At 67.0% G+C, this 17649-nt stretch carries 18 protein-coding genes and 1 tRNA gene; 10 read left to right on the forward strand and 9 right to left on the reverse strand.

Translation table 11 applies throughout. The features are described from left to right. Positions 1-45: 45 nt before the first annotated feature. From K0S66_RS09695 to K0S66_RS09720, 6 genes are all read right to left on the reverse strand, one after another. On the reverse strand, positions 46-714 hold the full coding sequence (locus tag K0S66_RS09695; RefSeq protein WP_301075158.1) for a hypothetical protein: 669 nt from the start codon (positions 712-714) through the stop codon (positions 46-48). Between the two features lie 6 nt (positions 715-720). After that, entirely contained in the window at positions 721-1353 is a 633-nt protein-coding gene (locus K0S66_RS09700) for a glutathione S-transferase (protein ID WP_301075159.1), read from the reverse strand. Next, positions 1350-2195 (reverse strand): class I SAM-dependent methyltransferase, encoded by an 846-nt coding sequence (locus K0S66_RS09705; RefSeq protein ID WP_301075160.1) that lies wholly within the window; start codon positions 2193-2195, stop codon positions 1350-1352. Before K0S66_RS09705 ends, K0S66_RS09700 begins: the two co-directional genes overlap by 4 nt. 184 nt (positions 2196-2379) lie before the next feature. Then, complete coding sequence (recA, locus tag K0S66_RS09710) at positions 2380-3453, reverse strand: recombinase RecA (protein WP_301075161.1); 1074 nt, start codon at positions 3451-3453, stop codon at positions 2380-2382. Positions 3454-3601: 148 nt separating this feature from the next. Then, positions 3602-5350 (reverse strand): lytic transglycosylase domain-containing protein, encoded by a 1749-nt coding sequence (locus K0S66_RS09715; protein WP_301075274.1) that lies wholly within the window; start codon positions 5348-5350, stop codon positions 3602-3604. Positions 5351-5397: 47 nt separating this feature from the next. Then, complete coding sequence (locus K0S66_RS09720; protein ID WP_301075162.1) at positions 5398-6150, reverse strand: uracil-DNA glycosylase; 753 nt, start codon at positions 6148-6150, stop codon at positions 5398-5400. 112 nt (positions 6151-6262) lie between these two features. Between K0S66_RS09720 and K0S66_RS09725 the strand changes: the two genes are divergently transcribed. The 6 genes from K0S66_RS09725 (at position 6263) to K0S66_RS09750 (ending at position 12014) form a co-directional block, all read left to right on the forward strand. Then, positions 6263-7921 (forward strand): electron transfer flavoprotein-ubiquinone oxidoreductase, encoded by a 1659-nt coding sequence (locus tag K0S66_RS09725; RefSeq protein WP_301075163.1) that lies wholly within the window; start codon positions 6263-6265, stop codon positions 7919-7921. After that, positions 7896-9500, forward strand: coding sequence for a tetratricopeptide repeat protein (locus K0S66_RS09730; protein WP_301075164.1), 1605 nt, complete (start codon positions 7896-7898; stop codon positions 9498-9500). The genes K0S66_RS09725 and K0S66_RS09730 overlap by 26 nt, the downstream gene beginning before the upstream one ends. Beyond that, positions 9497-10363: a 4-(cytidine 5'-diphospho)-2-C-methyl-D-erythritol kinase gene (locus tag K0S66_RS09735; RefSeq protein WP_301075165.1), complete on the forward strand. Its 867-nt coding sequence runs from the start codon at positions 9497-9499 to the stop codon at positions 10361-10363. Before K0S66_RS09730 ends, K0S66_RS09735 begins: the two co-directional genes overlap by 4 nt. Continuing rightward, positions 10360-11058, forward strand: coding sequence for an enoyl-CoA hydratase/isomerase family protein (locus tag K0S66_RS09740; RefSeq protein ID WP_301075167.1), 699 nt, complete (start codon positions 10360-10362; stop codon positions 11056-11058). The genes K0S66_RS09735 and K0S66_RS09740 overlap by 4 nt, the downstream gene beginning before the upstream one ends. Before the next feature lie 30 nt (positions 11059-11088). Continuing rightward, entirely contained in the window at positions 11089-11616 is a 528-nt protein-coding gene (gene moaB, locus K0S66_RS09745) for a molybdenum cofactor biosynthesis protein B (protein WP_301075169.1), read from the forward strand. Between the two features lie 158 nt (positions 11617-11774). Further along, on the forward strand, positions 11775-12014 hold the full coding sequence (locus K0S66_RS09750; RefSeq protein WP_046409335.1) for a hypothetical protein: 240 nt from the start codon (positions 11775-11777) through the stop codon (positions 12012-12014). Positions 12015-12155: 141 nt separating this feature from the next. Here the strand turns inward: K0S66_RS09750 and K0S66_RS09755 are convergent. Both K0S66_RS09755 and K0S66_RS09760 read right to left on the reverse strand, forming a co-directional pair. Continuing rightward, a tRNA-Pro gene (locus K0S66_RS09755) sits at positions 12156-12232 on the reverse strand. A 48-nt stretch (positions 12233-12280) separates the two neighbouring features. Next, complete coding sequence (locus tag K0S66_RS09760; protein WP_301075170.1) at positions 12281-12586, reverse strand: antibiotic biosynthesis monooxygenase; 306 nt, start codon at positions 12584-12586, stop codon at positions 12281-12283. Between the two features lie 139 nt (positions 12587-12725). On the opposite strand from K0S66_RS09760, the gene yajC reads away from it, so the two are divergent. The 4 genes from yajC (at position 12726) to K0S66_RS09780 (ending at position 16162) form a co-directional block, all read left to right on the forward strand. After that, positions 12726-13064 (forward strand): preprotein translocase subunit YajC, encoded by a 339-nt coding sequence (gene yajC, locus K0S66_RS09765; RefSeq protein WP_301075171.1) that lies wholly within the window; start codon positions 12726-12728, stop codon positions 13062-13064. A 14-nt stretch (positions 13065-13078) separates the two neighbouring features. Beyond that, positions 13079-14683, forward strand: coding sequence for a protein translocase subunit SecD (gene secD, locus K0S66_RS09770; protein WP_301075172.1), 1605 nt, complete (start codon positions 13079-13081; stop codon positions 14681-14683). A gap of 101 nt (positions 14684-14784) precedes the next feature. Next, positions 14785-15768, forward strand: a complete 984-nt coding sequence (gene secF / locus K0S66_RS09775; RefSeq protein ID WP_301075174.1) for a protein translocase subunit SecF — start codon at positions 14785-14787, stop codon at positions 15766-15768. Positions 15769-15775: 7 nt separating this feature from the next. Next, positions 15776-16162: an Mth938-like domain-containing protein gene (locus tag K0S66_RS09780; RefSeq protein ID WP_366520809.1), complete on the forward strand. Its 387-nt coding sequence runs from the start codon at positions 15776-15778 to the stop codon at positions 16160-16162. Between the two features lie 161 nt (positions 16163-16323). Here K0S66_RS09780 and K0S66_RS09785 read toward each other — a convergent pair whose 3' ends face one another. Continuing rightward, positions 16324-17628 (reverse strand): sugar MFS transporter, encoded by a 1305-nt coding sequence (locus K0S66_RS09785; RefSeq protein WP_301075175.1) that lies wholly within the window; start codon positions 17626-17628, stop codon positions 16324-16326. Positions 17629-17649 lie beyond the last annotated feature (21 nt).

A 17649-nucleotide genomic window follows, 5' to 3' on the forward strand; every position in this document is an offset into this window, starting at 1 on the left:
GCGGTGCGGCGCCCCTTCTTTCATGGGGCTATCGCCAGGCGGGGATCAGCGCGCAGCGCGGCGGAAGCGCAGTGTGCCCTCCTCGCGGTGAAGCGTCAGCGTATCGCCCTCCACCGTCAGGCGCGCTCCGGTGAGATCGGCGACGCCGAAATCGTTCGGCACCAGCCGGAAGATCGCGGTTCGGCCCGGCGCGCCGTCGAGCGGCAGTCGCGCCGACTGAAGCCGGTAGCGCGGCATCGCGAAGGTGACGAAGCGGGGCGTGCGGTGTTCGTCCGTCGGCAGAACCCAGCGATCGCCCGGCGTGTAGGCCGATAACGGCTCACCACGATCGAACTCGATCACGAAATCCACCCCCGGCACGTCCTGTCCGTTGGGCGCAAGGACGCGAAGTCCGAACGGCGCAGCCGGCGTGTTCTCGACCGCCGCAGCCTCTACAGTGGGCGCACGCGGGCGCGGATCGCTGGTGAGTTCGATCTCCTCGCCGACGACGCGCCATCTTCCCTGCGCGGTTTCATCAAGCGAGCCGACCGTCAGCCCGTAGCGGAACGTGCCGTCGGGGCTGAGGCGCAGGCGGGCGACCAGCTCCATCTGCGAACTGACATAATCACCGGCGAGCGCGGCGGCGGGGCCCGGCGCGCTCTGCCCGGCCGGGGCGGCGGTTGGGGCAAGGTTGGCGGCGCCGAGCAGCAGCGCCGCGGCGGTGCGCCGGATCATGCGCGATCAGGCGTAAGCGTACGGGCCGCCCTTCGCCAGCGCGGTCTGGTAGGCGGGCCGCGCATGGACCTTCTCCAGCCAGGCGATCGTCGCGGGGCGGCTTTCGTCCAGGCCGCCGCGGCTGCGCGCCGCCTCCAGCGGGAAGCTCATCATCACGTCCGCTGCGGTCAGCGCGTCGCCGGCGAACCACGGCCGCCGCGACAGATGCGCCTCGACGAAATCCAGATGGGTGTCGATCATCGGCTGGATGCGCTTTTGCGCCACCTTGCCGAACAGGGGCACGCGCATCAGCACCAGCTTCACCAGCAGCGGCGGCATCAGCGAGCCTTCGGCGTAATGGAGCCAGAAGCGGTAATCGAGCGCACCACCGCGGGTGGCGGGTGCGCCGAGGCGGCCATCGGCCTTGTCGACCAGATATTCGACGATCGCGCCCGTCTCCGCAATCACGCGGTTGTCGTCGGCCGTGTCGACGATCACCGGCGACTTGCCGAGCGGGTGGACCCGCTTGAGCTCAGGCGGGGCGAGCATCGTCTTGGGATCGCGTTCGTAGCGCTGGATCTCGTGCGGCAGGCCGAGTTCCTCGAGTATCCACAGCACCCGCTGCGACCGTGAGTTTTCGAGGTGGTGGACGATGATCATTGACGGTTCCCCTGAGCGCGCGCGGTGACGATCCAGGCCGCCGCGGGGAAATCCAGCGTTGAGCCGGTAACCCGCGTGGCCAGGATCGAACGCAAACGAGTAAGGAGCGCAGGTCGATCCGCCGCCTCCGCCTCCGCGATCACGCGGGCAACCGGGCCGATGCGGGTGAAGAATTCGGCAGCGTCGCTCGCCGGATCGTCCCCTGCGCCGGCATGGTAGAGATAGTCGACCGGCTGGAGCGATACATCGGTGAAGCCGGATGACTCCAGCAGAGCCGTCAGCCGCGCGGGATCGGCAAAGGCGAAGGGGCCGGGAGCGTAGGCGGCGGGGCGATCGAGCCGGCCGCCCATCGCGGCGATCGTCTCACTTGCCCAAGGGTTCGCCGCCGCCGAGCGGAAGCAGGAGAAGACCAGCGGCGCATCCGGCTGAAGCGCGTTGGCGATGCCCCGAAAGGCGCGCTGCGGATCATCGAAGAACATGACGCCGTGCCGCGAGAAGGCGAGATCGAAGGGTGCGCCCTCCCGCAGCGCGTCCGGAACGGCACCGCATATCGCATGGACATTCCCGGCGCCGGCGTGCGCGGCGCGCTGCTGCGCGACGGCGACGAGGGGGGCCGACAGGTCGATGCCGAGGATCGAAAGGCTTGGCCGCGCGGCGGCGAGCGCCAGACTGGTGGCGCCGGCACCGCAGCCAAGATCGACCGCTTTCCCCTGCATCGGAGCGAGCGCCAGGATCGTGGCATCTAACGAGCGCGCGAGATCGGCGAAGCTGCGATCGGTGCGCTGCCATTCCGCGGCCCATACGTCACCGACGCGGGTCTGCCAGAGCGGGGCCGTGGTCATCGCAACATCCTCTTGTCGTGAGGCCTCTGCATGCCCGGCAACCGGGATCCGGGATAGGGGGTAAACCAGCGCCGGGGGGGGCGGCGGAGGCGCTTCCCCGCGGAGGGTCCGGGTGCAAAGAAAAGGGCCGGCGCCTTGTGGCAGCCGGCCCATTCTTGAAGATCAGGATGAAGGGAAAGGCGCCTCAGGCGTCGTCTTCCTCCGATGGGCCAGCCATCAATTCCTCGCCCAACCCTTCCTGGCGGGCGCGGATCTGACGCTCCAGCCGCTCCGCGACTTCGGGGTTCTCGCGCAGATAGGTCTTCGAATTCTCGCGGCCCTGACCGATGCGGATCGAATCGTAGCTGAACCACGAGCCCGACTTCTCGACGAGGCCCGCCTTCACGCCGAGATCGATGATCTCGCCCAGCTTGGAAATGCCCTCACCGAACATGATGTCGAATTCGACCTGCTTGAACGGTGGCGCCACCTTGTTCTTCACCACCTTCACGCGAGTCTGGTTCCCGGTCGCTTCCTCGCGATCCTTGACCGACCCGATGCGGCGCACGTCGAGACGGACCGAGGCGTAGAACTTCAGCGCATTGCCGCCGGTGGTCGTTTCCGGCGAGCCGTACATCACGCCGATCTTCATGCGGATCTGGTTGATGAAGATGACGAGGCAGTTGGAGCGGTTGATCGTGCCGGTCAGCTTGCGCAGCGCCTGGCTCATCAAACGCGCCTGCAGGCCGACGTGGCTGTCGCCCATCTCGCCCTCGATCTCCGCACGCGGCACCAGGGCCGCGACCGAGTCGATCACGAGCACGTCGATCGCGTTCGAGCGAACGAGCGTGTCGACGATCTCCAGCGCCTGCTCACCCGTATCCGGCTGCGAGACGATCAGTTCGTCGATGTTGACGCCCAGCTTCTTGGCGTAAGCAGGATCGAGCGCGTGTTCTGCGTCGACGAAGGCGGCCATGCCGCCAGCCTTTTGCGTTTCGGCAATGGCGTGGAGCGCGAGCGTGGTCTTGCCCGAGGATTCGGGGCCGAAGATCTCGACAATACGGCCCTTGGGCAGGCCGCCGACGCCGAGCGCGATGTCGAGCCCAAGGCTGCCGGTCGACACCGTTTCGACCTTCATCGTCTCCTTCTGGCCCAGCTTCATCGCCGAGCCCTTCCCGAAGGCGCGATCAATCTGCGCAAGGGCGGCGTCGAGCGCCTTCTGACGATCCGTGTTCGCGCTAGCCATGTTGTTGGGGATCACCTTGAGATTGGCGGCCATGAGGAGGTCTCTCGCTAGATCAAGCGCGCGAACCGTTCAACGCACGATCGCAGTCGTATCGACTTTGTTCCAAAAGAACAATAGTGGAACGCGAGATTTCCTACGGCCGCCGCCGACGCCCCGAAGAGCGTCGGCAGCCCGGCCCACTTTACTGTGCGCTGGTGACCTGAGCGCCGGGCGCCGGGGCCACGGCCGCGTTGACCGCGACCGTATTGGCAGCCGGCTTCGCCGCGATGCGCACGGCGGGTTCCCCCTTCATGCCGGGGAAGCGCGGCCACATGCCCTGGGCGAGCGCGGCACGACTGACCGATTTGTCGCGACCGGTCTGTCCTTCGTACATCCAGTAGTTACGCAGCACGGTGACCACGTAACCACGCGTTTCCCAATAAGGGATGCTTTCGATGTAGAGCAGCGGATCGCCGTTATCGCGTACCAGCGAGTTCCATTCGCCGACCGGGCGCGGCCCAGCATTGTAGGCGGCGATCACCTTGGGCAGTAGCCCCTGGGTCAGCCCCATGTCGCGCAGCTTTTCGAGGTGGCGCTGCCCGATGTCGATATTGGTCGAGGGGCGGGTCAGCGCCGTCTTGTCGACCTGAACGCCGCGCTCGCGCATGTAATCCGTCGCCGCGGCCGGCATGATCTGCATCAGGCCATAGGCGCCGGCGGGCGAGACGACCTTGTTGCGGAAGCCCGATTCCTGAAGCGTGTGGGCGTAGACCAGCGCCTTGTCGACGCGCCAGCCGGTGTCAGGGGTCCAGTTCGGCGTCGGATAGCGCGTGTCGGCGGTGGCGACGAAACCCTCGGGACAATTGTGCGCGAGCCAGACGACGCTCGCCGGCAAGTTCATCTGTTCGGTGACGCGCACCAGGCTGGCGAATTCCGCCTTGGGCCCGATCTTTGCCTGCTGGCGGATCACCGTGTCGGCGGCGCCCTCCTCACCGATTTCGATCAGGGCAGCGGCGACGCGGATGTTGGGACGGCGTTCCAGATTGGCCCAGTCGCTCGTCACCTTCTGCGGCTTGACCGCCGCGGTCTGCATGCCGAGCGCCTGGCGGGCGATCTGGCCATAGAAGGTCTCGCCATATTGCGCGGCGTTCTTCAGCCGTGCCTCGATCCGGTCGGGGCGGCCGCACACCATGTCGGCGCGGCTGGCCCAATAAAGCCCGGCGGCGCGCATGTCGGTATCGCCGGCGCGCGCCGAGACCGCTTCGAACCCTTCGCCCGCAGCGCCGCAATCATTCTGGCGCCACGCGGCGAGCGCGGCCGTCCAGCGAGCATGCGTCGCCCAATCGCCCTGCCCGCGCGCGGCCTTGTCACCCAGCCGGCGGGCATCATTGTCGAGGCCCTGAAGGAAATAGATCCAGGCGACGCGCGACTGCCATTCGGTCTGCGCCTCCGGCGTCAGACCGCTGGTCGATTCGAGCAGCGATTCCGCCTCTCGCCCCATGTCAGCCTTCACATAGGGCTGCATCTTGTTCGCGAGATCGGCAGCGATCGTGTCGCTGCGCGTGGCGCGGGCGCGCACGCGGGTCGGTGCGCCATCCTGCCAGATCAGCCGCTGCGCCACCGGCAGCGGCGGCAGATCGGCGGCGCCGCGGGCACGCGCGAGGCGCGCGAGCGATTCGGCCTGCGGCAGTTCGGGCGCATCGGTCAGCAAACGGACCAGCGGCTCCAGCTCGACGCGGGGCGAGCCCTTCGCGGTATAGAGTTCGGCGCGGGCGTAGCTGTGCAGCGGGCCGGGTGCCATGCCGTCGAGCGCGAGCTGCGCATCCTGCCATCGGCTTTCCCGGATCGCGGTGAACACCGCGCGATATTGAGTTCGCTGTTCCGCCGAAAGCTGCGGCGGGATGACGGGTTTGCCGGGCGCCTCGAGGCGTGCCGGTTCAGCCGCGACCATCGTTGGCGCAAGCGCCACGGCCGAAACAGCCGTTAGCAGCATCCGCATCACTCAAGTCCCCTTTTCAGCAATTGCAGATCCCTCCACGCTTCGGCCTTGAGCGCGGGCCTCTCCAGCAACATGCGCGGATGGAAGCTCGCGACGACCTCCGTCGTTTGTGCGACTCTATGGTTAAGTGCATGTAAACGCCCGCGCGCTTCCATGACGTTCGCCGACAGGATGGCACGGCTCGCCGCATCGCCCATCACCAGCAGCCGTTTCGGGGCCGCCAGCGACAGATGATGGCGGGCGATTTCGGCGAGGCGCTGTTCCAGATCGCGCGGCATCCGCCCGGCCGCGGGGCGCGCGGCGCAGACGCTGGCGAGGTGCACATCGTCGCGCGAGCGGCCGATCGCGGCGAGCATGCGATCGAACAGCCGCCCCGCCATGCCGCCAAGCAGCGAATCGGTCGCGTCACGCTCCGGACAGTCGATCAGGATCATCAGGTTCGCGTCAGTGGGCCCGCTGGCGGTGACCAGAGGGACGCCCCATCCGGCCTCCGGCGCGGCGGCACCGATACGCCACGCGAGCAGTTCCTCCAGCGTGGCCGGCAACACCGCCGCAACGTTCGGTTCCATCGGGCGGGCGGCGGCGCGCGGCGGCGCCGGTGACGCTAGGGCAACCGGCTCTTCGCCGCCGAGCCAGTCGAACGGATCATCGCCGACGAGCACGTCGACGCCCGCGTCCTGCCACCATTCGAGGACACTTGCCGCGGCCAATCGCCAATCTGCGTTCTGATCTGCCCCCATGACCCGCTTCATAGCGTTACGGTTGACGTAGCGGTCAATTCGCTCGACAGCCGATGGGGACAAGACGTTGCCGGCGTGCGCCCGATCGCTCGCTTACGATCGGGGCCGGCGAATGGAGAGAATGATGAGCGAACGCGAGTCGATGCCTTATGACGTGGTGATCGTGGGTGCGGGGCCGGCCGGCCTCAGCGCGGCGATCCGCCTGAAACAGCTCGCGGCCGAGAAGGAAGCCGACCTGTCCGTCTGCGTGCTCGAAAAGGGCAGCGAGGTCGGCGCGCATATCCTGTCGGGCGCGGTGATCGATCCCCGGAGCCTGGACGAGCTGCTGCCGAACTGGCGGGACGATGGTTGCCCGCTGGCCGAAGTGCCGGTGACGCAGAACCTCCACTGGGTGCTGAGCAAGCAGGGCAAGTTCAACATGCCCCACCTGCTGACCCCGTCCTTCATGCACAACAAGGGCACCTATACCGGCAGCCTGGGCAATCTGTGCCGCTGGCTGGCGGGCAAGGCCGAAGAGCTGGGCGTGGAAATCTTCCCGGGCTTCGCCGCCGCCGAAATCCTGTTCAACGAAGACGGCAGCGTGAAGGGCGTCGCCACCGGCGACATGGGCGTGGCGCGCGATGGCACGCGCAAGCCCGACTATCAGCCGGGCCTTGAGCTGCACGCGAAATACACATTCTTCTCCGAAGGGTGCCGCGGGCATCTGTCGAAGGAGCTAATGCGCATTTTCGACCTGCGCGCCGACTGCGATCCGCAGTCCTACGGCCTGGGCATCAAGGAATTGTGGGACATCGATCCCGCGATGCACGAGCCGGGCAAGGTGATCCACACGCAGGGGTGGCCGCTGAGCGAAAGCGACACCAACGGTGGCGGCTGGATCTATCACCAGGCGAACGGCCAGGTATCGATCGGCCTCGTCACCTGGCTGAACTATTCCAATCCCTATGTTTTCCCGTTCGCCGAAATGCAGCGCTGGAAGACTCATCCCGAAATCGCCCGGCTGCTGAAGGGCGGCAAGCGCGTGAGCTATGGCGCGCGCGCGATCAGCGACGGCGGGCTTCAGTCGATCCCGAAGCTCGTCTTCCCGGGCGGCGCGCTGATCGGCGACAGCGCCGGCTTCCTCAACGTGCCGCGGATCAAGGGCACGCACACCTCGATGAAGAGCGGCATGATGGCCGCCGAAGCCGCGGTCCATGCGATCCTGTCGCAGCGCCAGAGCGACGAGCTGATTGCTTACCCCGAGGCTTTCGAAGCATCGTGGGTGAAGAAGGAGCTGTCGATCGTCCGCAACGTCGCGCCGCTGGTGAAGAAGTTCGGCGATTTCATGGGTTCGGGCATCGCCGGCATCGCGATGTGGATGGAAAACTTCGGCCTGAAGTGGCCGCTGACCATGAAGCAGCATGCCGACCATGAGACCTTGTGGCGCAAGGATCTGGCGAAGAAGATCGATTATCCCAAGCCCGACGGCGTGCTGACGTTCGATCGCCTGTCCTCGGTGTTCCTGTCGAACACCAATCACGAGGAGGATCAGCCGATCCACCTGACGCTGAAGGACCCGAATATCCCGGTCGAATACGACCTGCCGCTGTATGACGAGCCGGCGCAGCGTTACTGCCCGGCGGGCGTGTACGAGATCGTCGGCGAGGAGACGGGCGATCCGAAGTTCGTGATCAACGCGCAGAATTGCGTCCACTGCAAGACCTGCGACATCAAGGACCCGACGCAGAACATCAACTGGGTGGTGCCAGAGGGCGGTGGTGGGCCGAACTATCCCAACATGTAAGCTGATCGCGCTGGCGATCGGCGCGGCGCTGGGCGGGGCAACGCTTCCCGCCCAGGCCGCCACGCCCGATCTGCTGGCCTATCTGCAGGCGCGCGCCGCCGACGGCGATGGCTCGGCCGACGTTGCCGCGCGGCGCTATGCCGATGCGCTCGCCGCGACGCCGGGCGACAAGGGCGTCGCGGCTTATGCCTATCGCGAGGCGATCAAGGCGGGCGACCTGAAGCTCGCGCTGGACGCAGCGGTGACGCTGGGCAGCGCGGCGCCGCCCGACGCCGATCTGCTGATCCTCGCCAGCGCTGCCGCGCATCACGATCTGGCCGTGGCTGATGCGGCGATCGCCCGGATCGGCAAGGGCCAGTTCGCCGTGATGGCCCCGCCGCTGGCCGCCTGGGCAGCGTTCGAGCGCGGCGAAGACCCCCTTCCCCTGTTGGCCGCAGCGCGCAGCGACACCGTGGCGCGGCGGTTCGCGGGCGAAACACGCGCACTGATCCTGATCGCGCAGGGCAACAGCGTCGAAGGGCTGGCAACGCTGCGCGCGATGCTGGGCACAGGGCAGGCCAGCGAAGATCTGCGCGTGATGGCTGCGCGGCTGCTGATCGGCACTGGCCGGCAGGAAGAGGCGGGCGGGTTGCTGGGCGGCGATGCCGGGCCGATCGCCGCCTTGCGCCGCGAGCCAGGTGCGGGGGTAAAACCATCGCTGGCGTTCGGCGCATCGGCGCTGTTCACGCGGATCGCGAGCGACCTGATCCTGGGGCAGGACAGCCCGCTGCCGCTCGCGCTGGCGCAAGCAGCCGTGATGGCCGACGCCGGCAACGATCGCGCACGCCTGCTGCTGGCGCATACGCTGTCACGCTCGGGCGAACCGCAGCGCGCGATCGCCACGCTGGAGGAGATTCCGGCGACCAGCCCCTATCGTGACGTCGCCAAGGCTGGTCGGGTGCAGATCCTCGCCAGTGCCGATCGCATGGACGAGGCGTTGCAGGAGGCGCAGGCGGCGGCGCGCACAAACACTGCCCTGGCGCTGAACCGTTATGCCGATCTGCTGATGAACGCCGATAGACCGGCCGACGCGGTGCCGGTCTATCGCAAGCTGATCGACATGGGCGCTGCCGGCTGGTCGACATGGCTGCAATATGGCGCGGCGCTCGACGAAGCGGGCGATTGGCCGGGCGCACAGCGCGCGCTGCAGGAAGCGGTGCGGCTAGCACCCGATGAGCCGCTGGCGCTGAACTATCTCGGCTATGCGCAGATCGTCCATGGCGAGCCGGTCGCGCCGGCGCAGGCGCTGCTGGAAAAGGCCAGCGCACTGCGGCCGAACGATGCCGCGATCACCGATTCGCTGGGCTGGGCCTATCATCTGGCGGGCGACACGAAGCGCGCGCTGCCGCTGATCGAGCGTGCCGCGGCGGAATCTCCGGCGGATGTCGAGGTAAACGAGCATCTCGGCGACATTTACTGGACGCTGGGCAGGCGCTTTGACGCGCGATACGCATGGCGCGCGGCGCAGGTCGTCGCCGAACCCGAAACGTCCGCGCGGCTCGCGGCGAAGATCGCGAACGGACCGACGACCAGCCAATGATTTCCAGCGACGTGATTGTGGAGCCGGCCCCGGCCAAGCTGAACCTTGCGCTGCACGTTCGCGCGCGTCGGCCGGACGGCTATCACGATCTGGAGACGCTGTTCGCCTTTTGCCGCGACGGCGACGTGGTGACGATCGCCGACGCGCCGACCGACAGCTTCACGATCACCGGGCCGTTCGCCGGCGCGTTGATGGTGGATGCCGACGAGAGCGGAGCCGCCGGTGCGGACTGGGCGGACAATCTGGTCACCCGCGCGGCCGACGCCTTTCGCAGTACGTTCAGCGTCGCTCAGCGCCACGCGATCGTGTTGGAGAAGAACCTGCCCGTCGCCTCCGGTATCGGCGGGGGGTCGGCGGATGCAGCGGCGACCTTGCGCGCGCTGGGCCGGCGGCATGACATCGCCGGCGACGACGCGCGGCTGGTTGCAATTGCCGCCGCCTTGGGCGCCGACGTGCCCGCCTGTCTCGCCGGGCGAACCGCCTTCGGCACCGGCAAGGGGGATGCGCTTGCCCCGCTCAGCGGCTGGGCGGACACACCGGTCCTGCTGGTCAATCCGCGCGTTGCACTCTCGACCGCCGCGGTATTCGGCGCCTGGGACCGAATCGATCGTGGCCCGCTTGATCCCGCCGATCCGATCGGCGGGCGCAACGATCTCGAGCCCGCGGCGCGCAGCCTTGCGCCTGTGATCGGGCATGTCATCGCCGTGCTCGCCGAACAGCCGGGGGTCACTTTAGCGCGGATGTCGGGATCAGGCGCGACGTGCCTCGCGCTGTTCGAGACCAGTGAGCAGCGCGATCACGCCGCCGCCAGGATCGCCGCGACGGAGCCCGGCTGGTGGTGCATGGCGACGCGGCTCGCATGATATCGCTGGAGATAGATGGGACGATCGCCCGGGTGACGCTCTCGCGCGCGGCCCGGCGCAACGCCATGGCGACCGCGCATTTCCTCGAACTGGCTCGGGTCGTGTCGACCATCCCCCACGACACGGCGGTGGTCGTGCTTCGGTCGGGCGTTCCGGGCATCTTTTCCGCAGGCGCGGATCTTGGCGAGGCAGCGCGGCTGGCCGACGAGCCTGCGCTACGCGCTCCCCTTCGGCTCGCGATCCGCGCGGCGGTCGATTCGCTGCTGGCATTGCCGATGCCGCTGGTCGCAGCGGTCGAGGGCGGGTGTCACGGCGCGGCAGTGGCGCTGATCCTTGCCGCGGACGTCAGGGTCGCGGCGCCCGGTGCGAGCTTTGCAATCCCGCCGGCAAAACTGGGCATCGGCTATCCGGCTGAGGATCTGGCGCGGCTGTCGATGATGATTGGCCCAGGGCAAGCCGCGCGCCTCTTGTTCACCGCCTCCACCATCGACGCAGGAGAAGCGCAGCGAATCGGGCTGGTCGATACGGTCGGTGACCCAGCGGTGGTAGCGGCCACCATCGCGGCCAATGACCCTGCCGCGCTGACCATGTTGAAGGCGATGCTGCGCGATCCGGGCCAGCCCGGCCATGCCCGCGCGTTCGAAGACAGCTTTGCCAGCCCACGCTTTCGCGCCGCGGCTCAGCGCTATCGTTGATCGATCCGCGCGGCCGGGCGATACCGTGCCATGCCGATCGACCAGACCCTCCCGTTCCTTCCCGTCAACATCGCGGTCCTGACCGTGTCGGACACGCGGAGCCTGGCCGAGGACCGGTCAGGCGACACGCTGGTCGATCGGCTGCTGGAGGCCGGCCATCGACTGGCGCAGCGACAGATCCTGCGCGACGATACTGACGCGATCGTCGCCCGGCTTCACGCCTGGATCGAGGACGAGGCGATCGATTGCATCATCACCACCGGCGGGACCGGGGTCACCGGCCGCGACGTCACGCCCGAGGCAGTCGAGCGAGTCGCGGACAAGATGATCCCGGGCTTTGGCGAGCTGTTTCGCTGGCTGTCGTTCCAGACGATCGGCACCTCAACCGTCCAGTCGCGCGCCTGCGCCTGCGTCGCGCGAGGCACCTACATCTTTGCGCTTCCCGGCTCGACTGGCGCAGTCAAGGACGGCTGGGACGGCATCCTCAAGGATCAGCTCGACAGCCGCCATCGCCCCTGCAACTTCGTCGAGCTCATGCCGCGGCTGCTGGAACGCTGATCAAAGCTGGCAACATCACGCAACGCTGCCGCCATCGCCGCGCCATGTTGGACCCCGATTTGTGGCTGTCGTGCGGCGATATTCGCGTGAATTGTCAAAAAGATGATGACCTGGGTTGAACAAAGCAACCAACACGGCTGTCGAACATTTTCCGGTGCATGCCCACCTTCTTCTTCCGTGTCCGTACACCCGATCAAATGACCCGCCGCGCGGAAAGCTTTGAGCTGCCCGATCTCAATGCCGCGCTGATCCAGGCGCAGCGCTCCGCACGATCGCTGGTGCGCACCCCGGCGCGCCGCGGGATCACGACGATGAAGGGCAGCCTGGACATCGAGAACGAGCTGAACCAGCCGCTCGCGCGACTGACGCTGGCCGAAGTGGCGCACCAGATTTCCTGAGAAGCAAGGGCCATCCGCGGAGAGGATGCGCGCGCCGGTAGCCATGCTGCCGGCGCGCAATTGCGTCTGGCCCGCACGTCACGGCGCCGCCGCATAATTCGGCGAGTGAAGACATGATGATGAAGTTTTGGGGGAAATCTCTGGTCGGGGCGACAGGATTCGAACCTGCGACCCCCACACCCCCAGTGTGATGCGCTACCAGGCTGCGCTACGCCCCGACCGAGACGCGCGGCCCTACGCGGGCCGCGCGCCAGATGCAAGCGCGATCAGATAAGCTTGCGCCAATGCTGCCCGTCCCAGGCGTCGATCGACATCTCCGAGGGTGACTGTGCGCGCAGGGCGCGGCCGAATGCCTTCTGATGATCGGCCTGGCCATGGGCGCCAAGCGCCTCGGGGCTGGCCCAGCGTTCCGCGACACGGACCAGATCGGGATCGGCGGCGTCGAACGCGAAGCTGTATTCCTCGCAGCCCTCCTCGGTCTTCACCACCGCGGCATGATCGGCAAACAGCGACGCGGCCTTTGCGCCCTCGCCGGCGCCAAGCTTGATCGTACCCATTACCAGGATCGTCATTACCTCTCCTTCTCTCTACTTATGCACACCTCCTACTGAACCGTGCGAGTTGCGCCAAGGCCGTGGCAGTGATAGCGGCGCACGCTTCCCATGAGGTCCGTTCTGCGGGCCCCATGACCCATGTGCACGCAAGGACGGCATGTTCATCTCACCAGCTTATGCCCAGACGGCCACGGGCGCTTCGTCGCAGGGCGGACTCGCGGGCTTTCTCAGCCTCGCCCCGCTCATCCTGGTATTCATCGTCTTCTACTTCCTGATGATCCGCCCCCAGCAGCGCCGCATGAAGTCGCTGCAGAGCGCGATCGCGGCGGTGAAGAAGGGTGACACGGTCGTGACGGCCGGCGGTCTCGTCGGCAAGGTGACCAAGGTCGAGGACCAGTTCGTCGAGGTCGAGATTGCCGCCAACACCCGCGTAAGGGTCGTCAAGGCGACGCTCGCCGAGGTGACCGCGCTCGGCGCCAAGCCAGCGAACGACTGAGGCGACCCGCTCTTATGCTCGATTTCCCGCGGTGGAAGGTCGTCTCGATCTGGGCGACGATCATAGCGCTCGTCGCGCTGGCGATCCCCAGTTTGCTGCCCCAGCGCATCACCGATTCCTGGGGCGCCTTCCCGCACCCGCGGATCAACCTGGGCCTTGATCTCGCGGGGGGCAGCTACCTGCTGCTCGAAGCCGATGTGAACGACATCGCGACCACCCGGCTCGAGGCGATGCGCGAGCAGGTGCAGACCGAGATGCGGCGCCAGCGGCCCCGCATCGAGATCGGCGATATCTCCACCCGCGGCGGTCGCCTGTCGTTCCTGCTGCGCGATCCGAGCCAGGTCGATGCCGCGCGCGAGCGGCTGACCCAGATCGCCGGCACCGGCGTTGGCCTGACCGGCCAGCGCGAATGGGACATCCAGGTCGTCGATTCCAGCCGCATCGTGCTGACACCGACGCAGGCCGGGCTGACACAGGCGATCGACACCGCGATGGGCGATGCGACCGAAGTGGTCCGCCGCCGTATCGACGAGCTCGGCACGCGCGAGCCGACGATCATCCGTCAGGGATCGAACCGTATTGTCGTTCAGGTGCCGGGATTGCAGAACCCGCAGGCGCTGAAGGACCTGCTGGGCAAGACCGCGAAGCTTGAGTTCAAGCTGGTCGATGAAAGCGCGACTCCGCAGCAGCTGGCCAGCGGACAGGCGCCCGCTGGCAGCCAGATCCTGCCGTATCCGAACAATCCCACCGGCCTTCCGGTGATCGCGGTCAAGCGGTCGGCGATCCTTACCGGTGACCAGCTGACCGACGCGCGGCAGGAATTCAGCCAGCAGACCAACGAGCCGCAGGTCGCCATCACCTTTGACAGCCAGGGCGGCCGCAAGTTCGCTCAGGTGACGCGCGAGAACGTGAACAAGCCGTTCGCGATCATCCTCGACAATCAGGTGATCTCGGCCCCGAACATCAACGAACCGATCCTGGGCGGCCGCGCGCAGGTGTCCGGCAGCTTCACGACCGAAAGCGCCAATGCGCTGGCGATCGCGCTACGGTCGGGCAAGCTGCCGGTGACGCTGAAGGTGGTCGAGGAATCGACCGTGGGGCCGGATCTGGGCGCCGAGTCGATCCGCGCCGGCATCCTCGCCTCCGCGGTTGCGGTGGCGCTGGTCGTCGCCTTCATGCTCATCACCTACGGGCGGTTCGGCGTCTATGCGAACCTCGCGGTGGTCATCAACGTGTTCGTCATCGTCGGCGTCCTGGCGCTGATCGGCGGCACGCTGACGCTGCCAGGTATCGCCGGCTTCGTGCTGACCATCGGCACTGCCGTGGACGCGAACGTGCTGATCAACGAACGCATCCGCGAAGAGCGGCGGCGCGGACGATCGGTGGTCCAATCGGTCGAGCTGGGGTACAAGGAAGCCAGCCGCACGATTTTCGAGGCGAACATGACCCACGCCATTTCGGGCATTATCATGTTCCTGCTGGGCTCCGGCCCGGTGAAGGGCTTCGCCGTCGTGCTGCTGATAGGCATTGCCACCAGCGTGTTCACCGCCGTGCTGTTCACGCGCATGCTGACCGCACAGTGGCTGCGTCGCGCCAAGCCGAAGACGATCAACATATGACAAGGGACCGTCGCCCCGGCGCAGGCCGGGGTCTCGTGCCGCAGGGGCACGTACTAGCAACAAGGAGGCCCCAGCTGCGGCTGGGGTGACGGGTTGAGACTATGAAACTGCTGAAACTCGTCCCCGACGACACGAATTTTGATTTCGTCCGCCTGCGTGGCTGGGCGTTCGGCCTGACGCTGATCCTGTCGGTGCTGGCGATCGGCATGACGTTCACCAAGGGCCTGAACTTCGGCGTCGATTTCGAAGGCGGCCTGATGATCGAGGAGCGTTTCGCGACGCCGCCCGATCTGGACAAGCTGCGCGCCGTGGTGGACGCCCAGGGCCTGGGCGAGGCATCGCTGCAGCAGTTCGGTGATCCGCGCACGCTGACCATCCGCCTGCCCGTGCAGGAAGGCGCCGACGAAGGCGCCACCAACGCGGCGGTGAAGAAGGTCGAAGTCGCGATTGCCGAGGCATTCCCCGGCGCGACGTTCAACCGCTATTCGACCATTTCGGGCAAGGTGTCGGGCGAGTTGATCCGCAAGGGCGTGCTCGCCGTCGTGCTGTCGATCCTGGGCATCGGCCTGTTCGCGATCGTCCGCTTCGAATGGCAGTTCGGCGTTTCGACGATCGCGGCAATCGTCCACGATCTACTGATGACGCTCGGCTTCTTCGCGCTCACCCAGTTCGAATTCGACCTCAACATCGTCGCGGCGGTGCTGACGATCGTCGGTTATTCGATCAACGACAAGATCGTGATCGACGACCGTATTCGCGAGAACATGCGCCGCTATCGCAAGATGGACATGCGCGAGATCGTGAACCTGTCGGTCAACGAGACGCTGCCGCGTACCGTGATGACGTCGGTCACCATCCTGCTGGCGCTCGGCGCGCTGCTGTTCCTGGGCGGACATGTGCTGCGCGGCTTCACCGCGGCGATGATCCTGGGCATCGTGGTCGGCACCTATTCGTCGATCTACGTGTCGTCGTCGCTGCTGATCACGCTGGGCCTGCGCTCCGACCCGACCATCGAGCGCGCACCGCGCGGTGGCGGGATCGAGAATGCCGAGCGGATCGCCCCGCGCGAGCCGCGCGCCGAGTGATCGTCGCATGAAGATGAACCGCGACCGTGACGCCGGCGGCCCGATCGTCCGCGGCTTCACGGCCTCGGGATTTCGCCTCGACGAGGCCACCGTGCTGCGCGCCGCGCTGCTGACGGTGCGTGCCGCCACCGAGTGGTCGCCGCCAGCGCTCGCCGACCTGTCAGAAGAGGCGCTGGGGCCGATCCTGGCGGACGGGCCCGAGTTCATCCTGATCGGGACCGGCGCCACACTCGCCCGCCCTCCCCGGGCGCTCACAGCAGCGCTTGAGGCGCGGGGCATCGGGGTGGAGCCGATGGACAGCCGCGCTGCGGCACGCGCGTGGGGTATTCTTCGCGGTGAAGGTCGGCAGATCGGTGCCGCGTTCTACCCCATCGGCGAGGACCATCAGGGCTGACGCGTATCTCAACGCGGCGCCACGCAAGGGTGGGGCTGCATCGACCATGAAAAAGGCGCCCGGCGGATCGGCCGGACGCCTTTTTTGTTGCGTGATCGCGATGCTAGCGCACCATTCACAAGCCCGTTCGGGAGGAGCGCACCGCGCCCCTCCCCAAGCGATCAGATCGCAGCCGGGCGGCGGGCAAACACGCCAAAGCCGGTGATCACAGCATAACAAGCGACCGGCAGGACCAGCGCGAACGCCAGGCTACCCGATACGTCCGCCACGGTGCCGTACAGCGGCGGGATGACCGCGCCGCCCACGATCGCGGTGGCGATCACGCCCGACCCTTCCGCCGCGCGCTTGCCGAGCCCTTCCGAGGCCAGGCTGAAGATGGTGGGGAACATGATCGAGTTGCTGAGCCCGACCGCGATCAGCGCCCATCCGGCTGCCGTACCGGTGCTGTTGGCCGAGAAGGCGAGCAGCGCGATTGCTGCCGTACCTGCGACTGCCAATACCTTCCCCGGCGACACCACGCGCAGGACAGCGGAGCCGATGAACCGGCCGATCAATGCGCCGCCCCAATAGAAGGGGACGTAATTACCCGCGACGTTCAGCGGCACGTTCCAGACATCAGGCTGCGCCAGATAGACCACCAGGTTGGAACCGATCGCCACTTCGGCGCCGACGTAGAGGAAGATGCACATCACGCCGAGCGCGAAGCGCGGACGCGACAGCAGCGTCAGCGGGTGGAAGATCGAGCCGGTCTGCTCTTGCTCCTCCTGCAGCCGATTGCGCCGCGTCCAGACGACGCCCGCGATCACCAGCAACGCGACGGCCAGGCCGATATAGGTATGGACGATCGTGCGCGACGCCTCGATCCGATAGGCGTCGAGCGCGGGGCCGCTGAGCGTTGCGGCGCTGACGCCGGCCAGGCCGCCAAGGATCAGCGTGGAGCCGATCCGCGGGAAGATGGTGGTGCCGAGCGAGTTGAACGCCTGCGCAAACGTCAGACGGCTGTGCGCGGTGCGCGCGGGACCCAGCAGCGAGATTAGCGGGTTTGCGACGACCTGGATCACCGTGATGCCTGCGCCGAGCACGAATAGCGCGAGCAGAAACATGCCAAAGGTCGCCGAGCTCGACGCCGGGATGAACAACAGGCAGCCGACCGTCATGGTGACGAGGCCGATCGATGCGGTGCGCATGTAACCAGCGCGCCGAACGATCGCGGCGGCAGGAAGCGAAAACAGCAGATAGGCCAGGAAGAAGGCCGAATTGACGAGGTTCGCCTGCGCATGGCTGAGCGTGAACAGCTCCTGCAGCTTGGGCATCACGATGTCGTTGAGGCTGGTGATGCCGCCAAAGATGAAGAACAGCGCAAAGACAAACCAGCGCAGATCCGGCGCGTCGACGTGCGCGCCGTCGCCATCTTCGGGCAACGGATCGGCGCTGTTACTCGTCGTCGCGCCGTGAGCGAAAGCCATGAAAAATCCCCTCCGAGAACA

Origin of the sequence: Sphingomonas sp. (genome assembly GCF_029239295.1) — a bacterium.
Lineage (GTDB): Bacteria > Pseudomonadota > Alphaproteobacteria > Sphingomonadales > Sphingomonadaceae > Sphingomonas.